The sequence below is a fragment of the Vibrio aquimaris genome (assembly GCF_009363415.1).
Classification (GTDB): domain Bacteria; phylum Pseudomonadota; class Gammaproteobacteria; order Enterobacterales; family Vibrionaceae; genus Vibrio; species Vibrio aquimaris.
In genome coordinates, this window is sequence record NZ_CP045350.1 from 1,846,173 (window position 1) to 1,869,625 (window position 23,453).

General features: G+C 43.8%; 21 protein-coding genes, 2 pseudogenes and 1 other annotated feature. Of the genes and pseudogenes, 14 read left to right on the forward strand and 9 right to left on the reverse strand.

Features of this window, described 5'->3' with window-relative positions:
- Positions 1–209: 209 nt before the first annotated feature.
- Complete coding sequence (locus FIV01_RS08645; RefSeq protein ID WP_152430643.1) at positions 210–950, forward strand: SGNH/GDSL hydrolase family protein; 741 nt, start codon at positions 210–212, stop codon at positions 948–950.
- Positions 951–1,015: 65 nt separating this feature from the next.
- Positions 1,016–2,038 carry a hypothetical protein gene (locus FIV01_RS08650; RefSeq protein WP_152430644.1) on the forward strand — a complete coding sequence of 341 codons (1,023 nt, stop codon included), beginning with the start codon at positions 1,016–1,018 and terminating at the stop codon, positions 2,036–2,038.
- 28 nt (positions 2,039–2,066) lie between these two features.
- On the opposite strand, the gene FIV01_RS08655 is transcribed toward FIV01_RS08650, so the two are convergent.
- The gene (locus tag FIV01_RS08655) at positions 2,067–2,900 is read right to left on the reverse strand and encodes a TauD/TfdA dioxygenase family protein (protein WP_152430645.1); all 834 of its coding nucleotides are present in this window, start codon (positions 2,898–2,900) and stop codon (positions 2,067–2,069) included.
- Positions 2,901–3,186: 286 nt separating this feature from the next.
- Between FIV01_RS08655 and trxB the strand changes: the two genes are divergently transcribed.
- The 4 genes from trxB to FIV01_RS08675 all read left to right on the forward strand — a co-directional run bounded on the left by trxB (position 3,187) and on the right by FIV01_RS08675 (position 8,589).
- Entirely contained in the window at positions 3,187–4,149 is a 963-nt protein-coding gene (trxB, locus tag FIV01_RS08660) for a thioredoxin-disulfide reductase (protein WP_152430646.1), read from the forward strand.
- A gap of 112 nt (positions 4,150–4,261) precedes the next feature.
- Positions 4,262–6,049, forward strand: coding sequence for a heme ABC transporter permease/ATP-binding protein CydD (gene cydD / locus FIV01_RS08665; RefSeq protein WP_152430647.1), 1,788 nt, complete (start codon positions 4,262–4,264; stop codon positions 6,047–6,049).
- Positions 6,042–7,763 (forward strand): heme ABC transporter ATP-binding protein/permease CydC, encoded by a 1,722-nt coding sequence (gene cydC, locus FIV01_RS08670; RefSeq protein WP_152430648.1) that lies wholly within the window; start codon positions 6,042–6,044, stop codon positions 7,761–7,763. The genes cydD and cydC overlap by 8 nt, the downstream gene beginning before the upstream one ends.
- A gap of 25 nt (positions 7,764–7,788) precedes the next feature.
- A complete protein-coding gene (locus FIV01_RS08675; protein WP_152430649.1) occupies positions 7,789–8,589 on the forward strand; it encodes a PhzF family phenazine biosynthesis protein in 801 nt (266 codons plus the stop codon).
- A gap of 48 nt (positions 8,590–8,637) precedes the next feature.
- Here the strand turns inward: FIV01_RS08675 and rluB are convergent, their stop codons facing one another.
- The 7 genes and pseudogenes from rluB to rnm form a co-directional block, all read right to left on the reverse strand.
- Positions 8,638–9,573, reverse strand: coding sequence for a 23S rRNA pseudouridine(2605) synthase RluB (rluB, locus tag FIV01_RS08680; protein WP_152430650.1), 936 nt, complete (start codon positions 9,571–9,573; stop codon positions 8,638–8,640).
- A 179-nt stretch (positions 9,574–9,752) separates the two neighbouring features.
- Entirely contained in the window at positions 9,753–11,102 is a 1,350-nt protein-coding gene (locus FIV01_RS08685) for a putative bifunctional diguanylate cyclase/phosphodiesterase (RefSeq protein ID WP_152430651.1), read from the reverse strand.
- Positions 11,103–11,111: 9 nt separating this feature from the next.
- A pseudogene (locus FIV01_RS20940) lies at positions 11,112–11,345 on the reverse strand (HAMP domain-containing protein); the annotation flags it as partial.
- Positions 11,282–12,109, reverse strand: a complete 828-nt coding sequence (locus FIV01_RS08690) for a cache domain-containing protein (protein ID WP_152430652.1) — start codon at positions 12,107–12,109, stop codon at positions 11,282–11,284. The gene FIV01_RS08690 and the pseudogene FIV01_RS20940, both read right to left, overlap by 64 nt.
- Positions 12,106–12,747 carry a cupredoxin domain-containing protein gene (locus tag FIV01_RS08695; protein ID WP_152430653.1) on the reverse strand — a complete coding sequence of 214 codons (642 nt, stop codon included), beginning with the start codon at positions 12,745–12,747 and terminating at the stop codon, positions 12,106–12,108. Before FIV01_RS08695 ends, FIV01_RS08690 begins: the two co-directional genes overlap by 4 nt.
- 129 nt (positions 12,748–12,876) lie before the next feature.
- Positions 12,877–13,497, reverse strand: coding sequence for an L-threonylcarbamoyladenylate synthase (locus FIV01_RS08700; RefSeq protein ID WP_152430654.1), 621 nt, complete (start codon positions 13,495–13,497; stop codon positions 12,877–12,879).
- Between the two features lie 132 nt (positions 13,498–13,629).
- Positions 13,630–14,469, reverse strand: coding sequence for an RNase RNM (gene rnm, locus FIV01_RS08705; protein WP_152430655.1), 840 nt, complete (start codon positions 14,467–14,469; stop codon positions 13,630–13,632).
- Between the two features lie 82 nt (positions 14,470–14,551).
- On the opposite strand from rnm, the gene trpL2 reads away from it, so the two are divergent.
- The 8 genes and pseudogenes from trpL2 (at position 14,552) to FIV01_RS08745 (ending at position 22,972) form a co-directional block, all read left to right on the forward strand.
- A complete protein-coding gene (gene trpL2, locus FIV01_RS08710; RefSeq protein WP_152430656.1) occupies positions 14,552–14,677 on the forward strand; it encodes a tryptophan operon leader peptide in 126 nt (41 codons plus the stop codon).
- Positions 14,624–14,726 (forward strand) — a sequence feature (Trp leader region). Its footprint overlaps the gene before it by 54 nt.
- Positions 14,727–14,855: 129 nt before the next feature.
- Positions 14,856–16,421, forward strand: a complete 1,566-nt coding sequence (locus FIV01_RS08715) for an anthranilate synthase component 1 (RefSeq protein ID WP_152431695.1) — start codon at positions 14,856–14,858, stop codon at positions 16,419–16,421.
- Positions 16,422–16,425: 4 nt separating this feature from the next.
- A complete protein-coding gene (locus FIV01_RS08720; RefSeq protein WP_152430657.1) occupies positions 16,426–17,031 on the forward strand; it encodes an aminodeoxychorismate/anthranilate synthase component II in 606 nt (201 codons plus the stop codon).
- A gap of 10 nt (positions 17,032–17,041) precedes the next feature.
- A complete protein-coding gene (gene trpD / locus FIV01_RS08725; protein WP_152430658.1) occupies positions 17,042–18,040 on the forward strand; it encodes an anthranilate phosphoribosyltransferase in 999 nt (332 codons plus the stop codon).
- A gap of 26 nt (positions 18,041–18,066) precedes the next feature.
- The gene (trpCF, locus tag FIV01_RS08730) at positions 18,067–19,494 is read left to right on the forward strand and encodes a bifunctional indole-3-glycerol-phosphate synthase TrpC/phosphoribosylanthranilate isomerase TrpF (RefSeq protein ID WP_152430659.1); all 1,428 of its coding nucleotides are present in this window, start codon (positions 18,067–18,069) and stop codon (positions 19,492–19,494) included.
- Between the two features lie 85 nt (positions 19,495–19,579).
- Positions 19,580–20,770, forward strand: a complete 1,191-nt coding sequence (gene trpB, locus FIV01_RS08735) for a tryptophan synthase subunit beta (protein WP_152430660.1) — start codon at positions 19,580–19,582, stop codon at positions 20,768–20,770.
- Complete coding sequence (trpA, locus tag FIV01_RS08740; RefSeq protein ID WP_152430661.1) at positions 20,770–21,576, forward strand: tryptophan synthase subunit alpha; 807 nt, start codon at positions 20,770–20,772, stop codon at positions 21,574–21,576. The genes trpB and trpA overlap by 1 nt, the downstream gene beginning before the upstream one ends.
- A 248-nt stretch (positions 21,577–21,824) precedes the next feature.
- A pseudogene (locus FIV01_RS08745) lies at positions 21,825–22,972 on the forward strand (IS3 family transposase).
- Here the strand turns inward: FIV01_RS08745 and FIV01_RS08750 are convergent.
- Positions 22,956–23,288, reverse strand: a complete 333-nt coding sequence (locus tag FIV01_RS08750; protein ID WP_152430662.1) for a YbaK/EbsC family protein — start codon at positions 23,286–23,288, stop codon at positions 22,956–22,958. The pseudogene FIV01_RS08745 and the gene FIV01_RS08750 sit on opposite strands and share 17 nt — an antisense overlap.
- Positions 23,289–23,453 lie beyond the last annotated feature (165 nt).

Genomic DNA, 23,453 nt, shown 5'->3' on the forward strand with positions numbered 1-23,453 from the left:
TCTTTGCTGTTATTCGCATGAAATATACCTTCAGTAATATCAATGACCATAGTAAATAATTGGAATATATGTAACAAAAATAACTTTCACCTAAAAACCAACAAATAATTAATTAATTAATTCAATACTTTGAATTTATTGTCAGTGGCAGCTAAATTGAGTAGTGCACCTTAGATGCGCTTCAATATAACTAATAAGTGAGTAGAAACATGACGTCTATTAATAACGACAAAGTTGGCTTGACCTCTTTACTGAAAAAAAGTGCTGCTATCACAATTTGTAGTACTCTTGTTGCCTGTGCTGGCAACCCTTACGTCCGAAATGCAGAGCGAAATGATGTAATTACACTTGGAGATTCAATCTTCGACCTTTCTGGTGAACTTCAGCAGTTTCTTGAAGGGCCTGATATGGCCAATACTACATTTCGTGATTACACATTAAGTGGCGCCAAACTTACCGGGGGTATTGTCTCAAAACCAGTAGTAGAGCAGTATCAAGACGCGCAAAACGACGATTCTAATATCAACATCATCGTGATGGATGGCGGCGGTAATGACATCTTGTTACCAGCGATGATCTTTGACCCCTATGAGTGTAAAACCACTTGGTATCGCCCTGAGCTTAGTGAGAAGTGCACAAGTTTGGTCGATGACGTCTATGTCGATACTGTTAGCCTACTCAATCAAATGAAACAGAATGAGGTTCAACAAGTCATTTATTTAGGCTACTACTATACCACTGGAGAAAAAACAAACCTCCATCAAGCCATCGATTATGGCGACGAGCGACTTGCCGATGCATGCAACAACACAACGGTATCGTGTCAATTTATCGACCCCAGATCTGCCATCAACTCTAATGATGTACTATCTGACAATATCCATCCAAATACGTCTGGCTCTCAAAAGCTAGCTCAGCTTATCTGGCCATATCTAGAAACGGTACTTTAAGCCAAATCCTGCATCTAACTCATGGCTATCATGGGTTGGATGCATGCAACGACAAGGATACGTTAATGAGTAAATGGGTATGGGTCTACACTATTTGTGCCTTCACTGGTTTGGGCGTTTGGTTTCTTCCCCTATTGATGCCAAGCTCTACGGATACTACGGCCGAAGAAGTCATTATTCCATCTATCGACTTTCAGCAAAAAAATGGCCCTCTCAATCTCCATGTTGATAACACTCAACTGGTAAAAGAGTTAGCTCAAAAGTTGCGCCTAGAATTAGGCGAAAGCATCCAACATGTAGAAATACAAATAGGGCTTGAGGATTTTCGCCAATATCTGCGCCAACAATACCAGGATAATACCGATAGCCTATTCCGCTCAGTCATAAGACAAGCCTTCCCAACCTACGCTGAGTCTATTTTTGCCAACCTTTCACTGATGGAAGAATACGAAAGCTGGCTCCTAGCAGAAATGAAGACACTTTTAGGCATGACTTTCGAGCAAAAGCAGGTGGCTATTTGGGCAAAGCGCCGTGAGCTTTTTGCTTCGGATGCCGAGATTATTTGGTCGGCAGAGCTCGCCGAACGTGAACAGAGAATGGCAGATACACAAAAGTCCATCGAACTCTTAAATCATGCCTATGACATGGAGATAAATCAGCGCTTATACGCACTCAAAGCAACGATTGAAACCAATTTCTCTGAGCAAGTAGGAGGAAACATTTTAAGCCCAGCTATGTTAGCCAGTACATTTTTCAGTCTTGATTCTGTTCAACAGGACCTAGAAAAAATGTCACCTTATGAACGCTCACAGCAACTTGCGAGCATACGCAGAGATCTCGGGTTTAGCGAACGGCAAATAGAAAAAGCGGCGCTAAAAGATGAAAAAAATGAGCTTAGATGGCAAGTGGGTTACCAGTATATGGGCGAAAGGCAAGTACTGTTAGATAGCCTTACTGGGGAGGAGCTTGACACTGAACTCAATCGATTAAGAATTAGCTATTTTGGTGACGAAGCGTCAACACTTGAAAAAGAAGAGCAGCAAGGTTTTTACCGATTCAAGCGCCCAAGGGTTTACGGTAGAAACTAGACCTTTTCTACCGCTAGCAGCTTATCGTTTAATAGGACTTTAACTCTTCTCCTCTCACGGTAACACGATGCAGTCGACGTGGCTTATCGCCATAATCAGTCACTGCAAAATGCTGGGTGGATAGGTTATCCCATATTGCTACAGCGCCAGGCTGCCAAGAAAATCGAATCTGAAATTCTGGCAGTCTTGCACGCTGATAAAGCTTATTTAGTAAAACTTCACTTTCCTCATTCGAGAGGCCATCAACCTCACGGGTGAACTGTTCGTTAACATACACCGTTGGGTTTCCCGTTTCAGGGTGGCGAACAATAAGAGGATGTGTGACAGGTGGATACTGGGTAGATATTTTCGCGACCCGACTCTGACCATCTTCGGTTACTGAGTCATAACGACTTCCTTCAAACGCATGTAAAGCATGAGTCGCCGTTAAACGTCTAAGTGCATTTTGCTCATTCGGCGTTAAACTTAGCCATACCGCCTCCATTGATGTCCAAATGGTGTCACCGCCTGCTTCTGGACATAACTGGGCATGCAAGATAGAACAGCGACAAGGGATTGATTGCCAGGTCAGATCTGTATGCCAATAACTTTTGCTTGGAGGACTACCTGGTGAAGTTTCGATCACCACAACTTGTTCTTGCTCTTCCAAGTGAGGAAAAAACGGATGGACAGGTTCCAGTTGACCAAATCGCTTAGCAAAGGACATATGCTGCTCTGGCGTCATGCTTTGGTTATGGAAAAATAGTACCTTGTGATCAAGATAAGCTCGATAAAGCACATCAAACTCACCATCATTGAGGTCAGCAAGTTCAACACCTTCCACCAAAGCGCCGATATGGGGTGATAAAGGGGTTATATTCACATTACATCCTTATTTTCTATGGTTCTAAACTAGACCCTGCCAACGCGATATTTATTACAATACATCTATCCATTATTGGCTAGTAATGAAATGGCTGAAGACTCCAACAGACTACCGAAATACTTGTTCAAGTAAAACTTGTCACTTGTATTAGCAAAGCGACATCGTTTGCGTTCTAAGCTATAACCATTACTTACACTTAGGAGACTTGATGGCTCTTTCATTGTAAGCCCATATTCCATACAATCGAAGAGTATTGTTTAGTCTAATGATCAGCGGAGCACTAATGAGCGACATCAAACACAGCAAGCTTCTTATTCTTGGTTCAGGCCCTGCGGGTTACACAGCAGCTGTATACGCTGCAAGAGCAAATCTAAACCCTGTACTTGTGACCGGTATGCAACAAGGCGGTCAGCTTACAACGACAACAGAAGTCGAAAACTGGCCAGGCGATCCTGAAGGGCTAACAGGACCAGCACTGATGGAACGAATGAAAGAACACGCTGAGCGCTTCGAAACAGAGATTATTTTTGACCACATTAATCAAGTAGACTTCAGCCAACGTCCTTTTAGATTGAAAGGAGACAATGGTGAATACAGCTGCGATGCGCTTATTATCTCCACTGGAGCTTCAGCAAAATATCTCGGCCTAGAATCTGAAGAAGCATTCAAAGGGCGAGGCGTATCTGCCTGTGCAACTTGTGATGGTTTTTTCTATCGAAACCAGAAAGTGGCCGTTGTTGGTGGCGGTAATACCGCAGTGGAAGAAGCTCTCTATCTTTCAAACATTGCTTCTGAGGTGCACCTAATCCACAGACGAGACAGCTTTAGAGCTGAAAAAATTCTTATACGTCGATTAATGGACAAGGTAGAGAATGGCAATATTGTTCTTCATACCGACAGAGTGCTAGAAGAAGTGGTCGGTGATGATATGGGCGTCACAGGGGTTCGAATCAAAGATACCAAGACTAGTCAGGTTGAAGAGCTTGACGTAATGGGAGCCTTTATCGCTATCGGACATCAGCCAAACACAAGTATTTTCCAAGGCCAGCTTGAAATGAAAGATGGTTACATCATTGTTCAATCTGGACTCAATGGTAACGCCACTCAAACCAGTATTCCGGGTGTGTTCGCCGCTGGGGACGTAATGGATCACACCTATCGTCAAGCCATAACGTCGGCCGGAACAGGATGCATGGCAGCACTCGATGCTGAGCGATATTTAGATGCACTTGCAGAAGGTAAATAATATTTTTCACTTTTGAGTCAAAACCTCAAAGCCTTATGGTATGACCATGAGGCTTTCTTTTGTATAATCCCCCACTTAGAGTCATCAAAAATAATTATCATTAAGCCTCATAATGGACAAAAATAAACAGCGCAGCTTGAACAAATGGCTCAAACAGCAGAGTAAGCTAGCAAAACGCTGGCTCATGGCTGCTATTGGTCTGGGTATTCTTTCAAGCCTATTTTTACTGGCTCAAGCAGCTTTATTGGCGACTATCCTACAGCAATTAATCATTGATCAGGTTCCAAAGCAGCAACTCATCCCCTTCTTTTTCGCGCTTTGTGGTGTCATCGGTATTCGAGCTTTATGCTCTTGGGGCCGAGAGCTTGCTGGCTACCGATGCGGTGAGCAAGTTCGTCTCTATATTAGACAGTTGATCCTCGATAAACTGCGAGAGCTAGGTCCAGCCTATATCAAAGGTAAGCCTGCCGGAGCATGGGCAACGCTATTACTGGAACAAGTAGAAGATATGCATGACTTCTTCGCTCGTTACCTACCCCAAATGTCGCTCGCTGTTATCGTTCCGATAGTGATTCTAATCGTGGTTTTCCCAGTTAATTGGGTCGCAGGTTTAATCTTTTTGATCACAGCGCCACTGGTGCCATTATTCATGGCTCTAGTCGGTATGAAAGCCGCCGATGCTAACCGCAAAAACTTTAAAGCGCTGCAGCGTTTATCAGGTCATTTTTATGACCGATTGCAATCAATGACTACCATCCGGTTGTTTGATCGGACTCAAGCCGAGACAGAAGTAATGCGAGGCGCCTCCGAAGTATTTCGCTCTCGTACCATGGATGTTTTGAAAATCGCATTTCTGTCTTCTGCCATACTCGAGTTTTTCACATCAATTTCTATCGCCCTCACCGCTGTCTACTTTGGCTTTGCCTTTATTGGAGAAATCAATATTGGAGACTATGGGTTAGGCGTCACTCTCATGGCAGGATTATTCATATTGATCCTAGCGCCTGAGTTTTATCAACCACTGCGTGATTTGGGCACTTTCTATCACGCAAAACAACAAGCGGTTGGGGCTGCAGACAGCATAGTCGAGTTTTTAGAGACGGAAGCAACCAGCGTACGTTCAGGTGATAGTAAGTTAAGTGTCACGGATGGCGTAACCATTTGTGCTAACAACTTAGAAGTGTTTTCACCACAAGGGCAAAAGCTACTTGGCCCGATAAACTTTGAGATCCAATCAAACCAGCATACCGCTTTAGTTGGCCCGAGCGGTGCGGGAAAGACAAGTTTGATCAATGCCATATTAGGGTTTCTACCCTACGAGGGATCGTTGACGATTAACGGGGTGGAAAGAACACAACTGGATCTCGCTGATTGGCGGGAGAAGATCAGCTGGGTGGGTCAAAACCCTCTACTCGTCCATGGCACTATTCGCGAAAATATTACATTAGGCAAAAATGATGTCAGCGAAGACGAGATTCAGAATGCATTAAGAGAATCTTACGCATCAGAATTTGTTGAACAACATGGCCTCGACTACCCAATTTCAGACCGTTCAGGCGGCCTATCCGTAGGACAAGCACAACGTATTGCTCTGGCGAGAGCCATGATGCAAAACGGTGGGTTTTGGCTGCTTGATGAACCAACTGCAAGCTTAGACGCTCGCAGTGAAAGATTAGTGATGAAAGGCTTATCTAATCAAATTCAAGGCAAAACCTCATTAATGGTAACTCATCAGCTTCAACCACTAAAAAACGTCTCTCAAATCTTAGTTATGGAAAATGGTTTAATCGTCCAACAAGATAGTTTCAGCGTACTGAGTAATCAAGAAGGCCTATTCAAGCAGATGCTTCTGGCTAATCAAGCGCTTTGTGACACCAGTAAGGGGAATCTAGATGCGTGATTTAGTGCCCTACCTAAAGCTTTATAAGAAACATTGGTTCGGTTTGTCGCTCGGTATGCTACTGGCATTGCTGACACTACTTGCCTCGATTGGTTTGCTGACTCTCTCTGGGTGGTTTTTGTCTGCAGCTGCCGTTGCAGGGTTAACCATAGCGCGCGAAACTTTCAATTATATGTTACCCGGTGCTTTTGTTCGTGGCTTCGCTATGGGCCGTACAGCAGGACGCTGGGGAGAGCGAGTCGTCAGTCACAACGCTACCTTTAAGCTGCTAACTGACTTACGTATCTTTTTCTTCTCTAAGCTAGCTCCTTTGATCCCAGGGAAAGTTTCTAACCTAAGAGATGCCGATATACTCAATCGCCTCGTTGCCGATATCAATGCAATGGATCATGTTTATCTCAGGCTGATAAGCCCTATGATCGTAGGCTCGCTGGGCATATTTGGGCTTACTGCTCTTATCAGCTGGTTTGATGCCAAACTCGGTCTGATACTTGGCGCCATTTTGATTAGCCTACTTTTGATTTGGCCTATTTTGTTTTACAAACTCGGCAAACGAAATGGACATGAGCTTACCAACAATAAAGCAGCTTTACGTATAGCTACCTTGGATTGGTTGCAAGGTTACAGTGAGCTTACTCTTTTTGGTGCAGAGGAAGGTTACCGAAATGCTATCTATACCATTCAAGAGCGCTTGCTAAGTAATCAGCGTTTCAACGCCCATTTCACTGGCATTGCTCAAGCATTACTTATTCTCGCCAATGGTTGGACGATTGCCCTTATGCTGTGGCTTGCCGCTGATGGTGTCGGCGGTCAATTGCCTAACCCAATGATTGCACTCGTTGTCTTTGCTACTATGGCGAGTGTCGAAATTCTCATGCCCATTGCAGGCGCATTCCAACACCTTGGACAAACCATCACTTCAGCTCGTCGGCTCAACGAGATTGTCCTGTCGACTCCTGAGGTAGAGTTCCCATGTGAGCCGACACAAAACGCACCATCATATTCTATAGAGTACAAAAATGTTTGTTTCCAATACCCAGACAGCGGAGTCAATGTCCTCGATGATGTAAACCTTGCTATACCGGCAGGACAGAAAGTCGCCATCGTAGGTCAAACAGGTTCAGGTAAGTCAACACTATTACAGTTACTCAATCGATTCTGGGATGTCCAAACAGGAAATATACAAATCGCGGGACAACCTATTACTGACTGGAGTGAAAGCCAGCTTCGTAAAGCAATTTCAGTGGTCAGTCAAAGAGTGGACATACTCAATGGCACCCTGCGTGATAACCTACTTATGGCCTCACCTGATGCGACCGACGAGCAATTGCAGGAGACCTTATCAAAGGTTGGCCTATCCAAGCTTATCAATGAACAAGGATTAGATTGTTGGCTTGGAGATGGTGGAAGACAGCTATCTGGCGGAGAAAAGCGCAGAATTGGCATTGCTCGTGCGCTATTGCATGATGGCCCTATTTTGCTTCTTGACGAACCGACAGAAGGTCTGGATAAGCAAACCGAACAGCAAATTATGCAGTTGTTCAATCAACACTTTGAAAATAAAACGGTCGTGTTTATTACTCACAGACTGGTTGACCTCGACAAGATGGATGCAATTTGCCTTATTGAGCAAGGCAGAATCGTTGAATACGGACCCCATACAAAACTAATGTCAGATAAAGGCCGCTATTTTGAGCTAAACCAAACGCTTTAAAGGCAATGATTGGGAATTTCATAAAATGGAACTAGACATTTATCAGGTTGACTCATTTACAAGCGTAACTTTTAAAGGAAACCCGGCTGGTGTGTGTATAACGCAAAAACCACTAAGCGAGGGCCTTATGCTTTCTATTGCTAAAGAAATGGCACTCTCAGAAACTGCTTTTCTTTCATTGGAAGAGATGAATCTAAGGTGGTTCACACCAGAAGTAGAAGTAAAGCTATGTGGACACGGCACACTAGCGGTTGCCCATATATTGAAAGAGCAAGGCAAACTCACTGTCGGACATAAGACTAGCTTTCATACGTTATCTGGTGAGCTAACAGTTAATGCTTTGCACCATGGCTACGAACTCGACTTTCCTTCTCCGACACTAGCATACAACGCAAAGTTATCCGGCCAAAAAAGAGTGGCCCTTGGGCTATCAGAACAGCAGATCATTTCAGTATGCGACTTCGAAAATAAACAACTAATCGAAGTCATTGATGAAACTACGATTGTTAACCTCAATCCTGACTTTTCATCCCTTGTAGCTGAGGCTGGGCGCGGAATCATAGTGACCTCACATGCGAGCAACCAAAACTACGACATTGTTTCCAGGTATTTCGCTCCTTGGGTCGGTGTCAATGAAGACCCGGTTACAGGCTCAGCCCATTGTGCTTTGTCAGCGTATTGGTCAGAAAAACTCCATAAAGACAAACTTACCGCTTATCAAGCTTCAGCAAGAGGTGGTTACGTCCATATGGAACAATTAGAAAATGACCGAGTAAAGCTTACAGGACAAGCTGTTACTTCACTTAAAGGTACTTTATTTGTCTAAATAGAATATTAAAAAAAGCAACCTACGCTGCTTTTTTATGTTTCCGATTTAGCGCTGTTTATTACGAGCTCCCTGCTCACCTGCGCTTCTTCGAGTCTTTCTTCGAGCGGGGTTATTACTGCGACCACCACTGTTTACTCTCTCTTCATGGCGTTTTACCGCACGGCGGATCTTCTGGCTACGAGAGCGCTCACGTTTACGTGACGTATTGGCTTTGTTTTCGTCCAATAGCGTCTCTTTCTCTGGACGTAGTTCTACAAGCTCACGCAAGTAGTTTACCTCTTTAAGATCAAGCTCCATCCATCCACCACGAGGCAGTTTCTTATCAAGGAAAATATCCCCGTAGCGAACACGCTTTAAGCGGCTAACTGTACAGTCCTGAGATTCCCACAAACGACGTACTTCTCGATTACGCCCTTCATTAATGACAACATAAAAGGTGTGATTCATTCCATCACCACCTGCATACACCACATCTTCAAAACGTGCAGTGCCATCATCCAGTTCCACGCCACTTACAAGGTTACGGACTTTCTTCTCATCAACGTCACCAAATACGCGAACCAAATATTCACGTTCGACTTGTCGACTAGGATGCATCAATCGGTTTGCCAATTCACCATCAGTAGTAAACAGAAGTAGCCCAGATGTATTCGCATCTAAACGACCCACAGAAATCCAACGAGAACCACGAATCTTCGGCAGACGGTCAAAAACAGTGCGACGGCCTTCTGGATCATGACGAGTACAAAGCTCTCCCTCAGGCTTATAATAAGCGAGTACGCGACAAACCACTTCTTCCTGTGCTTTGGCAGAAACAATATGTCCATCGATACGAACAACAGCATTTTCATCTTCTAGTCGCTCACCAAGCTTAGCAACGACTCCATTCACACTCACGCGACCTGCTTTAATTAAAGTTTCGAGTTCGCGTCGTGAACCATGACCTGCTCTCGCGAGTATTTTCTGTAATTTCTCGTTCATTCATCTACCTATGTGTCGTCTTCTCAGACGTCGATTCTACATTGCGACCTAAAATCGCGGCCGCATATTATCGCAAAATCTCACTGAAAACGCATGTTTTATTTTCATCGTCAAAAGAGGTTGAGATCCTAGGTAGCGCCACTTCTGAGATTCTTATTCGCCGTTTACTATCTTAAGAATTAAGAAAGGTAATTAACGGGCTCTTCAATTGGCCATGATTGCTCATTCAGTGTATTCAACCACAGGGTAAGTTGTTCTGCAGGCTGCGGGCGACTGATAAAATAGCCTTGCGCATAATCACAACCATTTTCAGTTAACCATTTAAGAGATGCCTTGTCTTCAATACCTTCAGCAACGGTTCTCAAACCAAACTGTTGCGCCAATCTTAACGTTGATCTAGCAATGGTCTTATCATGCTCATCTGTGGCTACATTGAGAATAAACGCCTTATCAATTTTAAGCTCTGAGGCAGGAAGTTGCTTAAGTTGTGACAAAGATGAATACCCAGTACCGTAATCGTCGATTGAAATAGACAAACCGCAGTCAGATAGGCGGTCTAATATTAATAAGGCTTGTTCTGGATCTTCCGCTAGGGCACTTTCTGTTACTTCAATGGTAATCATACTTGCGTCACAACCACACTGAGCAATTAAATTGAGTACCTGACTATCAAAACATTTTTGCTTGAGATTAACGGCTGAAACATTAATCGCCACACCAAGACTAAAGCCAAGTTCTTTCCAAATACCCAGTTGATTAAGCGCATTTTTTATCACCCAGTCAGTAAGGGCATCAATTTGTCCTGTTGTCTCAGCAATTTCGATAAATTCATCAGGTGGAATCATACCAAGTTCAGGGTGTATCCAACGGACTAACGCTTCGACTTTATCAATTCTAGATGTTTTTAAATTCAACTTAGGCTGAAAATGTAAGGTCAATTGATCCCCTTCAATAGCCTCCGTCAGTTCATGAGTAAGGCGGACTCTCATCAGCGCACTTTCCGCCATACTCGACGCAAACTCTAGGCTTGGGACTTTCAATTTCATTGCCTGCTGCAACGCAATACCTGCATTGTGTAACAACTCTCGCGCATTTTCACCGTGCTTCGGATAATAACAATATCCAGACGCGGTATGCAGTGTGACTGATATTCTTTGTAAGTTTACTAGGCCCGACAAACATTGCAGGATCACATTAATACTTTGTTCATCCGCTTGGACCGTATTGCAAGCAGTCAAAAGAGCGAACTCAGAGGGATAAAGTTGATAAAATTGCGCTTCGTCCTCCAAAGCCATCAACCGATTTGCAGCAGCGAGCTGTAGCTCCTCTCCAATATCCAAACCCAGACTGAAATTAAGTTCTTCAAATTCTAAAACCCGGAATCGAATCAGTAAAAACCCATCGCATTCTTTACGAATCAGATAATCGATATCATCAAACAACTTGCGTTTATTTGGCATTTTAGTGAGGTCGGTATGATAAGCTCGAAAATTGAGTTCCGCTTCACGTTCATTAACCGCTTTGTTCATTATGTTGAACTCCTGAGCTAATACTCCCAATTCATCTCTGCGCTGAATATTGAGTTCGATACCAGTCTCACCCCGAGCAATTTGTTGGGCCTTTTTGACGAGCTCTTGGAGCGGTTTCGCGAGATTTTTTGATAAAAAATACGCCGCAATAAGAGAACACCCAAAGGTTGCCAATACAATTAAAACAACTTGTAACCAACGATTCTGCAGCCTAATGAACAGATCTTCTCTGGAAAGATACAAAGATACAAAGATACTACCAGTTCTTTGCCATCATTAAAGCCCACGGTTACTGACGTTGCAATAAAATGGCTATCACTCGATCGTGGTTTGATTTCTAATTCTTGTCCATTGGTTCTGTCTTCCACACTACTGGCCAACAATAACCATTGCCCCCCCTTTTGATAGCCAATATCAACGCTCATACCCGCTAATATCGAAAGTCGTTCGGCTAAGTCGGTATCGACTGCAAAGCCAAAGCCAATCCAAGCAACCGTTTGAGCGCCACTTTGAACTGGCACCAATGCTAACTGGTAAACAACGCCTTTGTATTCATAGAGGATCGGACGATTTTCGTCAGGCAGAACATCGGTCTTTAAGCTGAGTGAACTGGGATCAGTATCCGCACTTGTCTGATTGCTTCGCTTGTCGTAGATAAGCTTTCCGATAAACTCACCATTAGAATCAATCGCAATCGCCAAATCCGCGGTCAACCGCTGCCTATGATTATTTAAAGCAATCAAAAAGCTGCGAGTATCCTCCTTCAACGCCTGCTTTAAACCAAAATCCTTAGCCACCGTTTGAGCAAATGCGGTTAAGTTTTGCGTTCGCTGCGAAAACTGATTCTCAAATACAGCCCGAGCTGTCGTAAGGTGTATCTGCGCCCGCTCGTCCTTTTCTTTCGTATTGGACTGAAGCAGTGAGTAAAAAAGAACACATTGAACAGCGACCAAAACCGTCAAAAAAGACAAAAGGATTTGCGTTTGTATGCTCTTAAACTGATTCATTTAGATAACCCGTAAAAACTGATTGCCTGAGTGCTTTTTTGCTTAGGTATTGGTGACATGTCGTTTTGTAGCTCAAACGTAACTGTTGTTTGTTGGTCTAACTTTTGTTCTAAACTTTCATTCATCTGCGGATGCCAAACAATAATGTCAGCATTCTCTAGTCCGTCAGGCACATGAATCTGACCCATACCAGACGAATCTGTAATGACATAATAAGGCGTATCAATCACTTTGATATAACCGCTCATCCAATCATGGATGTTGCATCCCATCGCAACCACACCCTCAGTTGGAAAGCTCTTCTTTACTTCATGATCTTGTGCCCGAATGATGAAAGACAGTTCAACAGGGCCCGTAATAGAATATATGTGGTGCGAGAAGTCATCTTTATTGGTGAACAGTACCGTCTGATTAACTCTTGCTACCGACACATAAGGCTTAAACGCTCGGCCATCCTGAGCGACCTCTGTGACGAGTGTTTTACTTCCCAAGGGCTCATTAAGGGGTAGGTTTGTCGCTGTTATATAGACAACGGTATCTTTGACTGGATCACCTTTGTTGTCCAACACACGTACGTCTATTGGCGTTGCAAAACTAGCGGCACAAATAAAATAGAAAGTGAAAATGATATAACGCATATTTGATATGTGATTGGTTTAACCTAACAATCAGCATAGCAGTCAGTTGGCAAATTTGCGGTTCGACAGAGCATAAACATCAATGTCTTATGCTCTGTCTAGTCATAATTGGCAGGATTAAAAATCAAATTACTCAAAAGGAGCTGGATCACCAGAGCCCAAACGAGCGATAACGGGCTCATCTTCACTAAAATCAACAACCGTCGTCGGCTGCTCACCTAAGTAACCACCGTTCAGGATACAGTCAACAGCATGTTCAAGCTTGTCTCTAATTTCTTCTGGGTCAGATTCGGTAATGTCATTGCCAGGTAATATCAGTGATGTGGACATTAATGGCTCACCTAAGGCATCAAGTAAATCGAGTGCGATTCGATTATCTGGCACACGAATGCCTATGGTTTTACGTTTACTGTTCATCAAACGTCTAGGCACTTCCTTGGTCCCCTTGAAAATAAACGTATAAGGACCAGGAGTATTATTTTTTAACAGACGAAAAGCACCATTATCTACACGCGCATAGATAGAGAGCTCAGATAAATCACGGCATAACAAAGTGAAGTTATGCTTTTCATCCAATTTACGGATCTTACAGATCCTTTCCAACGCTTGTTTGTTCTCTAATTGACAGCCAAGCGCATATCCCGAGTCAGTGGGATAGATAACAACACCACCATTACGAATGATGGCCACAGCCTGATTAATCAAGCGAGCCTGAGGGTTTTCTGGATGCACATAAAAAAACTGGCTCATTATAATTCCTCATCACTGAGTCTCTCGACTCTATAATTTTTATTAATGCTATGGTCATACGACCGCGTAAATTTACAGTCGGACATGAAGTTAATCTGTGACTTCATACTTTGGCTTGGAAAGTCTAGCTACTTATTGGCCGATTGGCATGTCTTTCCATACTGGTTCGACACCCGATGGTAGCCACAGGTTTCTGCCCAGTTCTGTCCAAGGAGAAGGATAATGAAAGTCGCTCCCCTGAGAAGCCAATAAATTGTATTGTATCGCATAATCTGCCAGATTACGCCTTTCTTGTTGCCCTTGCTGCGGCAGAGCAACTTCCATGGCATCTCCTCCAGCATCAACAAAAGCGCCAATTAATCTTTTGAGCCACTTAGCAGTCAAGTTGTAACGCCCCGGATGGGCAAGCACTGCTAGTCCCCCAGCTTGATGTATCGCATCGACAGCCTCGTTGATAGAGCACCAGTTCGGCGGCACATAACCTGGGTTATTGCGGGTTAGGTATTTTTTAAATACTTGTTGCATCGTCTTAGCATAGCCGTTGTCAACTAGCCATTTCGCAAAATGAGCACGGGTAATCGACGCCTCTCCGGCAATAGCCTTAACCTCTTCATACACCTTATCGTTTGTTGCCTTAGCCAAACGCTCGGCGATTAACTCTGCGCGAACTTGACGATGTTGCTTCTGTTTATCGATCAATTCGCTCAGTTGCTTAGACTCAGGATCAATATCAAGGCCAACAATATGAATATCTTTATTTTGCCATACCGTCGATATTTCTATCCCATTGATAATGGTGATGGGTAACTGATTTGTGTCAACATAGTGATGCGCATGTTTCAGGCCATCCACTGTGTCATGGTCCGTTATGGCCAATACATTAATATCGAAGTCGATTGCTCTGTCTATTAGTTCGCTTACTGATAGCCGTCCATCTGAGGCAGTCGTATGGCTATGTAAATCAATTTTCATAAACTTACTTTTTTAGTTGACTTTTTACGCATGAACTAGTTTACTAGTACACAAATACAAAGTGTGTCATTTAAGGCTTACCATGTTACAAGAGTTTAACCCAAACCAAAAAGTGAATCTTGCAAAGAAAGGGCAATTAGATCTTTCTGCAAACCTTTCTTGGTGGCGTACTTGGGTTCGTGCTAGGTGGGCTGATACGTACTTGTGATTTACTAAATAAATAGTATCAAGCCCGCTTTTAAAGCGGGCTTTTTGTTTTATCGAATATACTGCAGTTAACTGGTTAAACAACAACCAATTCGGTCAAATTCAACATTGGGTGAACCTTTTGTTTGTGCGACTATGTGAAGTGGGAAGAAGAAATGAACAATATGAAAGGAGGTCTTGTGAATAAGGCCATTGAGATTAAAAAGCTGGGTGACTTAGAGGTTATTCATGCAAACGCACCCTACACACTAGACCCAACTCGTCTGTTTCACACTCTGTGCGAAAACAAAACCGATAGCTTACTACTTGAATCTGCAGAGATTGACTCTAAGCAGAACTTAAAAAGCTTATTAATTGTCGATTCAGCAGTCCGTATTGTTTGTTTTGGCCATACTGTCACCATGCAGGCGCTGACCAATAACGGTCGATCATTACTGGCGCATTTAACCCAGAATATCCACACTAATATCACTCATGTCTTTGATGGTGAGAAACTCACCATAGAATTTGAAGAGCCATGCAACACGCTCGATGAAGACTCTCGACTACGTGAAGCTTCTTCCTTCGATGCGCTTCGTCTGATACAGCATAGTTTCAACATCAGCGAACAGGATAAAAATGCGCTCTTTCTTGGTGGCTTGTTTGCCTATGATTTGGTCGCAAACTTCGAACCTCTTGGTGAAGCATCAAGCGAAAATCGATGCCCAGACTACGTATTCTACGTGGCAGAAACGCTTATTGTGGTCGATCATCAGCGTCAATCGTGTGATATACAGGCAAGCTTATTTGCAGAATGTACAGAAAAAGACAAGCTAGAAGCACGTATACAAGATATCCAACAGCAGTGTGCGGACCTAAAACCATTACCCATCGCCAATAAACACAGTAATATTTCACCTCAACCCAGTGTTAGTGACCAAGATTTTTGCCAAATTGTTCGTGATCTCAAGCAATATGTGGTTAAAGGTGACATTTTTCAGGTTGTCCCGTCTCGCCGTTTTACTTTGCCTTGTCCATCCCCTCTTATTGCCTATAAAGAGTTAAAACAAAGCAACCCCAGCCCATATATGTTCTACATGCAAGATGAGCTGTTCACTTTGTTTGGTGCATCGCCTGAAAGCGCCCTTAAATACGAAACTGATACTAATCAAGTTGAAATTTACCCAATTGCAGGCACACGAAAAAGAGGCAAAAAACCTGACGGCCAAATTGATTTGGACCTAGATAGCCGCATCGAACTCGAACTGCGCAGCGACAAAAAAGAAAATGCAGAACACATGATGTTGGTTGATTTGGCGCGAAACGACGTTGCCCGTATCTCGAAAGCGGGTTCACGCCATGTGGCAGACTTATTGAAGGTGGATAGATATAGCCACGTCATGCATTTAGTCTCTCGCGTCGTTGGCCAACTACGCGATGACTTAGATGCTCTGCATGCTTATCAAGCTTGTATGAACATGGGTACTCTAACTGGCGCGCCGAAAATCCGTGCCATGCAACTGATTCGCGACGTAGAACAATGTCGCCGTGGTAGTTATGGTGGCGCGGTAGGTTATCTGACAGGTGAAGGCACATTAGACACTTGCATCGTTATCCGTTCTGCTTATGTTGAAGATGGGGTCGCACACGTTCAAGCAGGTGGGGGAGTCGTATTTGATTCTGACCCTCAAGCAGAAGCCGACGAAACTCGCAGTAAGGCACAAGCCGTGATTTCTGCTATTCAAGCAGCACATATGGAGCACTAAGCAGATGGCTAATATAGTATTTATTGATAACTTTGATTCATTCACCTACAACCTAGTTGATCAGTTTCGTTCTCTAGGCCACGACGTCACCATTTACCGCAATAGCTTATCTGCTTCAACCATCGAGACTGCGGTAGAAAAACTTGATAACCCTGTTCTGCTTCTCTCTCCTGGACCCGGAGCGCCATCAGAAGCAGGCTCAATGCCAGAAGTGATCAACAACCTCAAAGGTAAAGTGCCTATGATAGGGATTTGCCTCGGCCATCAAGCAATTGTTGAGGCCTATGGCGGTCAGGTCGATGGGGCTGGTGATATTGTCCATGGTAAAGTGTCTATGATGGAACACCAGACTCATGCCATCTATAAGGATTTACCTTCTCCCATTGCAATCGCGCGTTATCACTCCCTTGTCGCAACCGATGTACCAGAATCATTAACGGTTACCGCAGAAGTTGATGGCCTCGTCATGTCTGTGGTGCAAGAACAAGATAAAGTCTGTGGATTTCAATTTCATCCCGAATCAATAATGACCACACAAGGCGCCACCTTGTTGGCTAATGCCATTGAATGGGCATTAGAAAATTCAGAAACTCACACAATGCAGCAATAAGGAAAGAGACATGGACAATATAATTAATAAACTCTACCAACAGAACTCTCTGACCCAAGAAGAAAGCAAGCAGCTGTTTGATGTGATTATTCGCGGCGAAATGGACCCGATTTTGATGGCTTCGGCACTCACCGCACTAAAAATCAAAGGCGAGACACCCGATGAAATTGCTGGCGCAGCAACGGCATTGCTTGATAATGCAAACCCATTTCCTCGCCCCGACTATGATTTTGCAGATATTGTCGGCACTGGGGGCGATGGCCATAATACCATCAACATCTCAACCACAGCAGCCTTTGTTGCAGCAGCTTGCGGCTTAAAAGTTGCCAAACACGGCAACCGCAGCGTTTCAAGCAAATCAGGGTCTTCAGATTTATTGGATGCGTTCGGTATCGATCTCGCCATGAGTGCAGAAACGACACGTTCTGCGATAGACAAGTTGGGCGTCGCTTTTCTCTTTGCCCCTCAATATCACAGTGGGGTTCGTCATGCGATGCCCGTTCGCCAAACAATGAAAACGCGAACTATATTCAATATTCTTGGTCCACTTATTAACCCCGCTAGGCCAAACATTGAACTTATGGGCGTATACAGTGAAGATTTAGTTAGACCAATTGCTGAAACCATGCTCAAGATGGGCATGAAACGAGCGGCTGTTGTACATGGTAGTGGCCTTGATGAAGTTGCGATTCATGGTCAAACCACTGTGGCAGAAATCAAAAATGGGCAAATTATCGAGTACACTCTACTCCCAGAAGATTTTGGTCTCGCCACGCACTCGTTAGAAGCAATAAAAGGCGGGGCGCCCGAGGAAAACAAAGCCATCATTACTAATATTCTTACGGGTAAAGGGACTGATGCTCAAATCGGTGCGGTCGCAGTCAATGTCGCTCTACTAATGCGTCTTTTTGGTCGTGACAACCTCAAACAAAATACCCAGCAAGCCATTGATGCAATGAATTCAGGCAAAGCGTTTGAACTCGTGAAACAATTAGCAGCCCATAATTAATTATTCTAGGATAAGGTAAGAAATCCATGACTCAGACAAAAGATAAACTTTCTGAACATATCTCCGTTAAAGAAGCTCAGATGGCGGAAGTATTGGCAAAAATTGTCCGTGACAAATACCTGTGGCTAGAAGAACACAAATCGTCTTTACCTTTGTCTGAGTTCAAGGAAGCACTAACGCCATCTGATCGCAGCTTTTATCAAGCGGTGAGCGGTGAGAAAACCGCATTCATTACTGAATGTAAAAAGGCATCACCGTCGAAAGGGCTGATTAGAGAAGACTTCGACCTTGATTACATCGCCTCTGTTTACAATAAGCACGCGGACGCGATTTCAGTCCTCACCGACGAAAAATACTTCCAAGGCAGCTTTGAGTTTCTACCACAGGTAAGACGCCAAGTGTCACAACCTGTGTTATGTAAAGATTTTATCATCGATGATTATCAGATCTACCTTGCGCGTCATTACTCAGCCGATGCTATTCTGCTTATGTTGTCGGTACTGAGCGATGAGGAATATAAAGCACTCGCCGCCATCGCCCACTCTCTCAATATGGGTATTCTAACTGAAGTCAGTAATGAAGAAGAACTTCAGCGAGCTGTCGAACTTAATGCAAAAGTGATTGGCATTAATAATCGTAACTTACGCGATCTGACAACCGATCTTAACCGCACCAAAGAGTTGGCACCCAAAATACGAGAGCTAGCACCACAAGCAACCGTTATTTCGGAATCTGGCATCTACACACACCAGCAAGTACGTGACTTGGCCAAGTTTGCCGATGGTTTTCTTATCGGTAGTTCACTAATGGCTGAAGATAATCTTGAGCTAGCAGTGCGCAAAGTAACACTCGGCGAAAATAAGGTCTGTGGTTTAACCAATCCAGATGATGCAGCCAAAGCGTACCAAGCCGGCGCCGTCTTTGGCGGGTTAATTTTTGTTGCTAAATCTAAGCGCTGTGTTGAGCTTGAAACTGCGCGCCAGACAATGTCTGGAGCCCCTTTGCAGTATGTGGGTGTATTCCAAAACCACACAGTTGAAACAGTAGCAGACATCGCCAATCAACTGGGGTTAAGTGCGGTTCAATTGCATGGCGATGAAGACCAAGACTATGTTGAAGCCCTGAGCAGTCAATTGAGCGAAGGTATTGAGGTTTGGAAAGCATACGGCGTTACTGATGCCTTACCTAATATGCTTAAAGCACCTGTCAATCGTCACTTGCTTGATACTAAAGTAGGAGCGCAAACTGGGGGCACTGGCCTTGTCTTTGACTGGTCTCTGATTGAAAACACCCAACAAGTTATGCTGGCAGGTGGTATTTCGCCTTTTAACGCTCAAAAAGCCGCTGAACAAGGCTGCTTAGGTTTAGATCTAAACTCAGGCGTTGAAGTCTCTCCCGGAAAAAAAGATGGCGAGAAATTGCAGCAAGCATTCCAAGCTATTCGTAACTACTGAGTCAGTAATAAGCATTGAACCTATAACAAATAACGATTGTGCTGGGGTTTAAAACAACGCCAGCCGAGATTAAAGGAATAGAACCATGGCAAAACTTGATGCCTATTTTGGCGAATATGGTGGTCAATATGTCCCCCAGATCCTTGTCCCTGCATTAGAGCAGCTTGAACAAGCCTTCATCGATGCCCAAGACGATCCCAACTTTCGTTGTGAGTTTATGGGCTTACTACAAGAATATGCAGGTCGCCCTACCGCTTTGACCCTAACACGCAATTTAACAAAAGGGACAAACACCAAACTTTACTTAAAGCGTGAAGATCTTCTCCATGGCGGCGCACACAAAACTAACCAAGTACTTGGTCAAGCCTTACTTGCCAAGCGTATGGGCAAGAACGAGATCATAGCTGAAACCGGAGCGGGCCAACATGGCGTAGCCACTGCCCTAGCCTGCGCTTTATTGGGCCTGAAATGTCGAGTGTACATGGGCGCTAAAGACGTGGAACGTCAAAGCCCTAATGTGTTTAGAATGAAATTGATGGGAGCAGAAGTGATCCCCGTTCACTCAGGTTCTGCTACGCTAAAAGATGCGTGTAACGAGGCCCTTCGCGATTGGTCAGCAACCTATGAGCAAGCGCATTACCTACTGGGCACAGCAGCGGGCCCGCACCCATTCCCAACCATAGTACGCGATTTTCAGCGCATGATTGGTGAAGAGACCAAAAACCAAATTTTAGCTCGTGAAGGTCGCCTGCCAGATGCGGTAATTGCCTGTGTGGGCGGAGGCTCGAATGCCATTGGTATGTTTGCAGACTTTATCGAGGAAGAAGATGTTCGTCTGATTGGGGTTGAGCCTGCTGGTAAAGGCATTGATACCGACCAACATGGCGCGCCACTAAAGCATGGCAAAACAGGCATCTTCTTTGGTATGAAAGCACCACTGATGCAAGACAGTAATGGCCAAGTCGAAGAGTCTTATTCTGTTTCTGCTGGCTTAGATTTCCCATCTGTCGGGCCGCAGCACGCGCATTTAAATGCAATTGGTCGTGCTGAGTATGACAATGTGACCGATGATGAAGCCTTAGACGCTTTTCAGGAGTTGGCTCGCAGTGAAGGTATCATCCCTGCCCTTGAGTCTTCACATGCTCTTGCTCACGCCCTTCGTATGGCTCGTGAGAATCCAGAGAAAGAACAGTTATTGGTTGTTAACCTATCAGGGCGCGGCGATAAAGATATCTTCACCGTACATGCCATCTTAGAAGAAAAAGGAGTGATCTAATGAGCCGTTACCAATCAATGTTTGCACGCTTAAACGAGCAAAACCAAGGCGCATTTGTTCCTTTTGTTACGGTTTGCGACCCTAATCCAGCTCAGTCGTTAAAAATAATGGAAACGCTGGTCGAAGCGGGAGCCGATGCACTCGAACTCGGTATTCCTTTTTCCGATCCTTTGGCTGATGGCCCTACCATTCAAGGAGCCAACATTCGTGCGCTTGAATCTGGCGCGACTCCAGAGATCTGCTTTGACCTGATCGGAGAAATTCGTGCAAAGTACCCAGATTTACCAATTGGCCTGCTCATGTACGCAAACCTAGTGTTTGCACGCGGCATTGATAACTTTTATCAGCGCTGCGCAAATGCAGGCATCGATTCTGTGTTAATCGCCGATGTACCCACAAACGAAAGCGCCGAATTTGTAGAAGCTGCAACCAAACATGGCATTGAGCCTATTTTCATTGCGCCGCCTACCGCCTCTGACGACACATTAAAATCAGTAGCAGAATTAGGCAGTGGATACACCTATTTGCTCTCTCGCGCTGGGGTGACAGGGGCTGAAACCAAAGCTAATATGCCAGTCAGTGATTTACTCGATAGACTCAATAAATACGATGCGCCACCCGCCCTACTCGGCTTTGGTATCTCAACACCAGAGCAAGTAAAACAGGCCATTGATGCGGGTGCAGCAGGTGCGATTTCAGGATCAGCAGTGGTTAAAATCATAGAAACACACACAGAAGCACCAGAAGAAATGCTGGTGCAGCTCTCTAAGTTTGTTTCACCGATGAAAGCAGCGACTCATAAATAATACTCCTGCAAGAATCGGAAAACTTCCCCTAATAAAATGGCAGTGCCGATATAGCAGCACTGCCATTTTTAAATTAAAGATGCCCCTTTTCGAGCTAGAGCATTTTTCTAGAACGTTTTAAGGTTGGATATTTTACATACTTTTTCTAATCAGATTAGTGTCCAATGAAGTTGGCTCTTGCAAAGTGATCTGCTTTAATCCAACAGGACACTTTAATAAAGGAATATAATCCTACTATTGAGGTGACTATGACAAAACGAAAAAACATAAGTTATACCAATGAATTTCGGCGAGAAGCGGTGGCGTTGATCACTGAACAAGGCTACAGCGTTTCAAAGGCAGCAGCCTCTTTGGGTGTAACAGACAAGCTTCTTTACAACTGGAAAGCAAAATTTGAAGCTGAAAAATCCGGTTCAGTGCTCTCTCCTGACGAACGAGCAGAGTTAATACGACTACGCAAGGAAAACAAAGAGTTAAGGATGGAAAAGGACATCCTAAAAAAGGCCAGCGCCCTGTTGCTAAAGGAAACCAAGAAGCCTTTGAGACGATTAAGCAACTGACTTCTGATTATCCTGTTACTCGTTTATGTAACAGCTTGAATGTGAGTCGCTCAGCCTATTATGCGTGGTTGAAAAGGCCACCTAAGCGAATAACACAAGAGCAGTTACATCTGTATCGTAGAGCAAAGGTGATATTCAAAGAAAGTCGACATAGTTTAGGTTATCGAGAGCTGCAAAAACGGTTGTGCAATGAGGGCTTTAAAGTCAGTGACTATGGCACACAAAAGCTGATGAACCAACTGGGCCTTGTCGTCACACAACGTATGGCGTACAAAGTGACCACAAAACGCAAGCATAGTGATACAGTCGCCGATAATTTGCTTAACCAAAACTTTAATCCAGTAGCTCCAAACCAAGTTTGGGCTGGCGATGTGACGTATTTAAAGACGGGCGAAGGTTGAATGTATCTAGCCATCGTTATGGATTTATATTCACGGCGCATTGTGGGATGGCATCTTGATAAACGTATGACCACGGATTTGGTTAGCAAAGCGATGATGAAAGCCTATAACCTACGCTAACCACATAAAGGCTTGGTGTTTCATTCAGACAGAGGGTCACAATATACCAGTAAACGATATCGCAGTTTACTGGCTAACTATGGAATAAGAGCCAGCATGGGTGATGTTGGAGCGTGTTGGGACAATGCGGTAGTTGAACGGTTCTTTGGTAGTCTGAAGCATGACTGGTTATTAAAAGTACCACAATCAACGCGAGAGAACATGAAAAATGATGTGTCAACTTATATGCGATATTACAATTTAGATAGGTTACATACGACTAACGGCGATATGTCACCGATCGACTATGAAAAGTCCTTTAGAAAAGTGTCCTGAAAAAGTTGCGCAGAACACAACCCGTTTTATCTTTGACTTGTTCAATCGAGGACATCTTTACTTTTTTCCCCACCAGTTTAGCCACTTTTTTTACATCCAGCTTTTTATCTCCGGGCACAACACATAAGCAAAATAAATAATCACCTTCAACTTTATATGACATTAGAAGAGCTTTAGCCGCTTGTGAAGGGATATTACCTCTTATTTTGCTTATTGCTTCACAGCTTCCTTCTGGTTTATGACTGACTTCTCTATATTGAAGTGATTTTTTATTAAACTTATTAACTATATATTCATATATTACTGTACTTTCCATTCTTCATCCTTACAATGTACATTTAAGATATATCTGCTGATTTTTAACTCAAGGCACCCTACAAAACTTATTACTATAAACATCGAGAATGCAGGGCTTTAATCTCATCCTACTACAACTCCAATGCACTATCATTCCTTTATTTATTTTCCATATATAAAATAT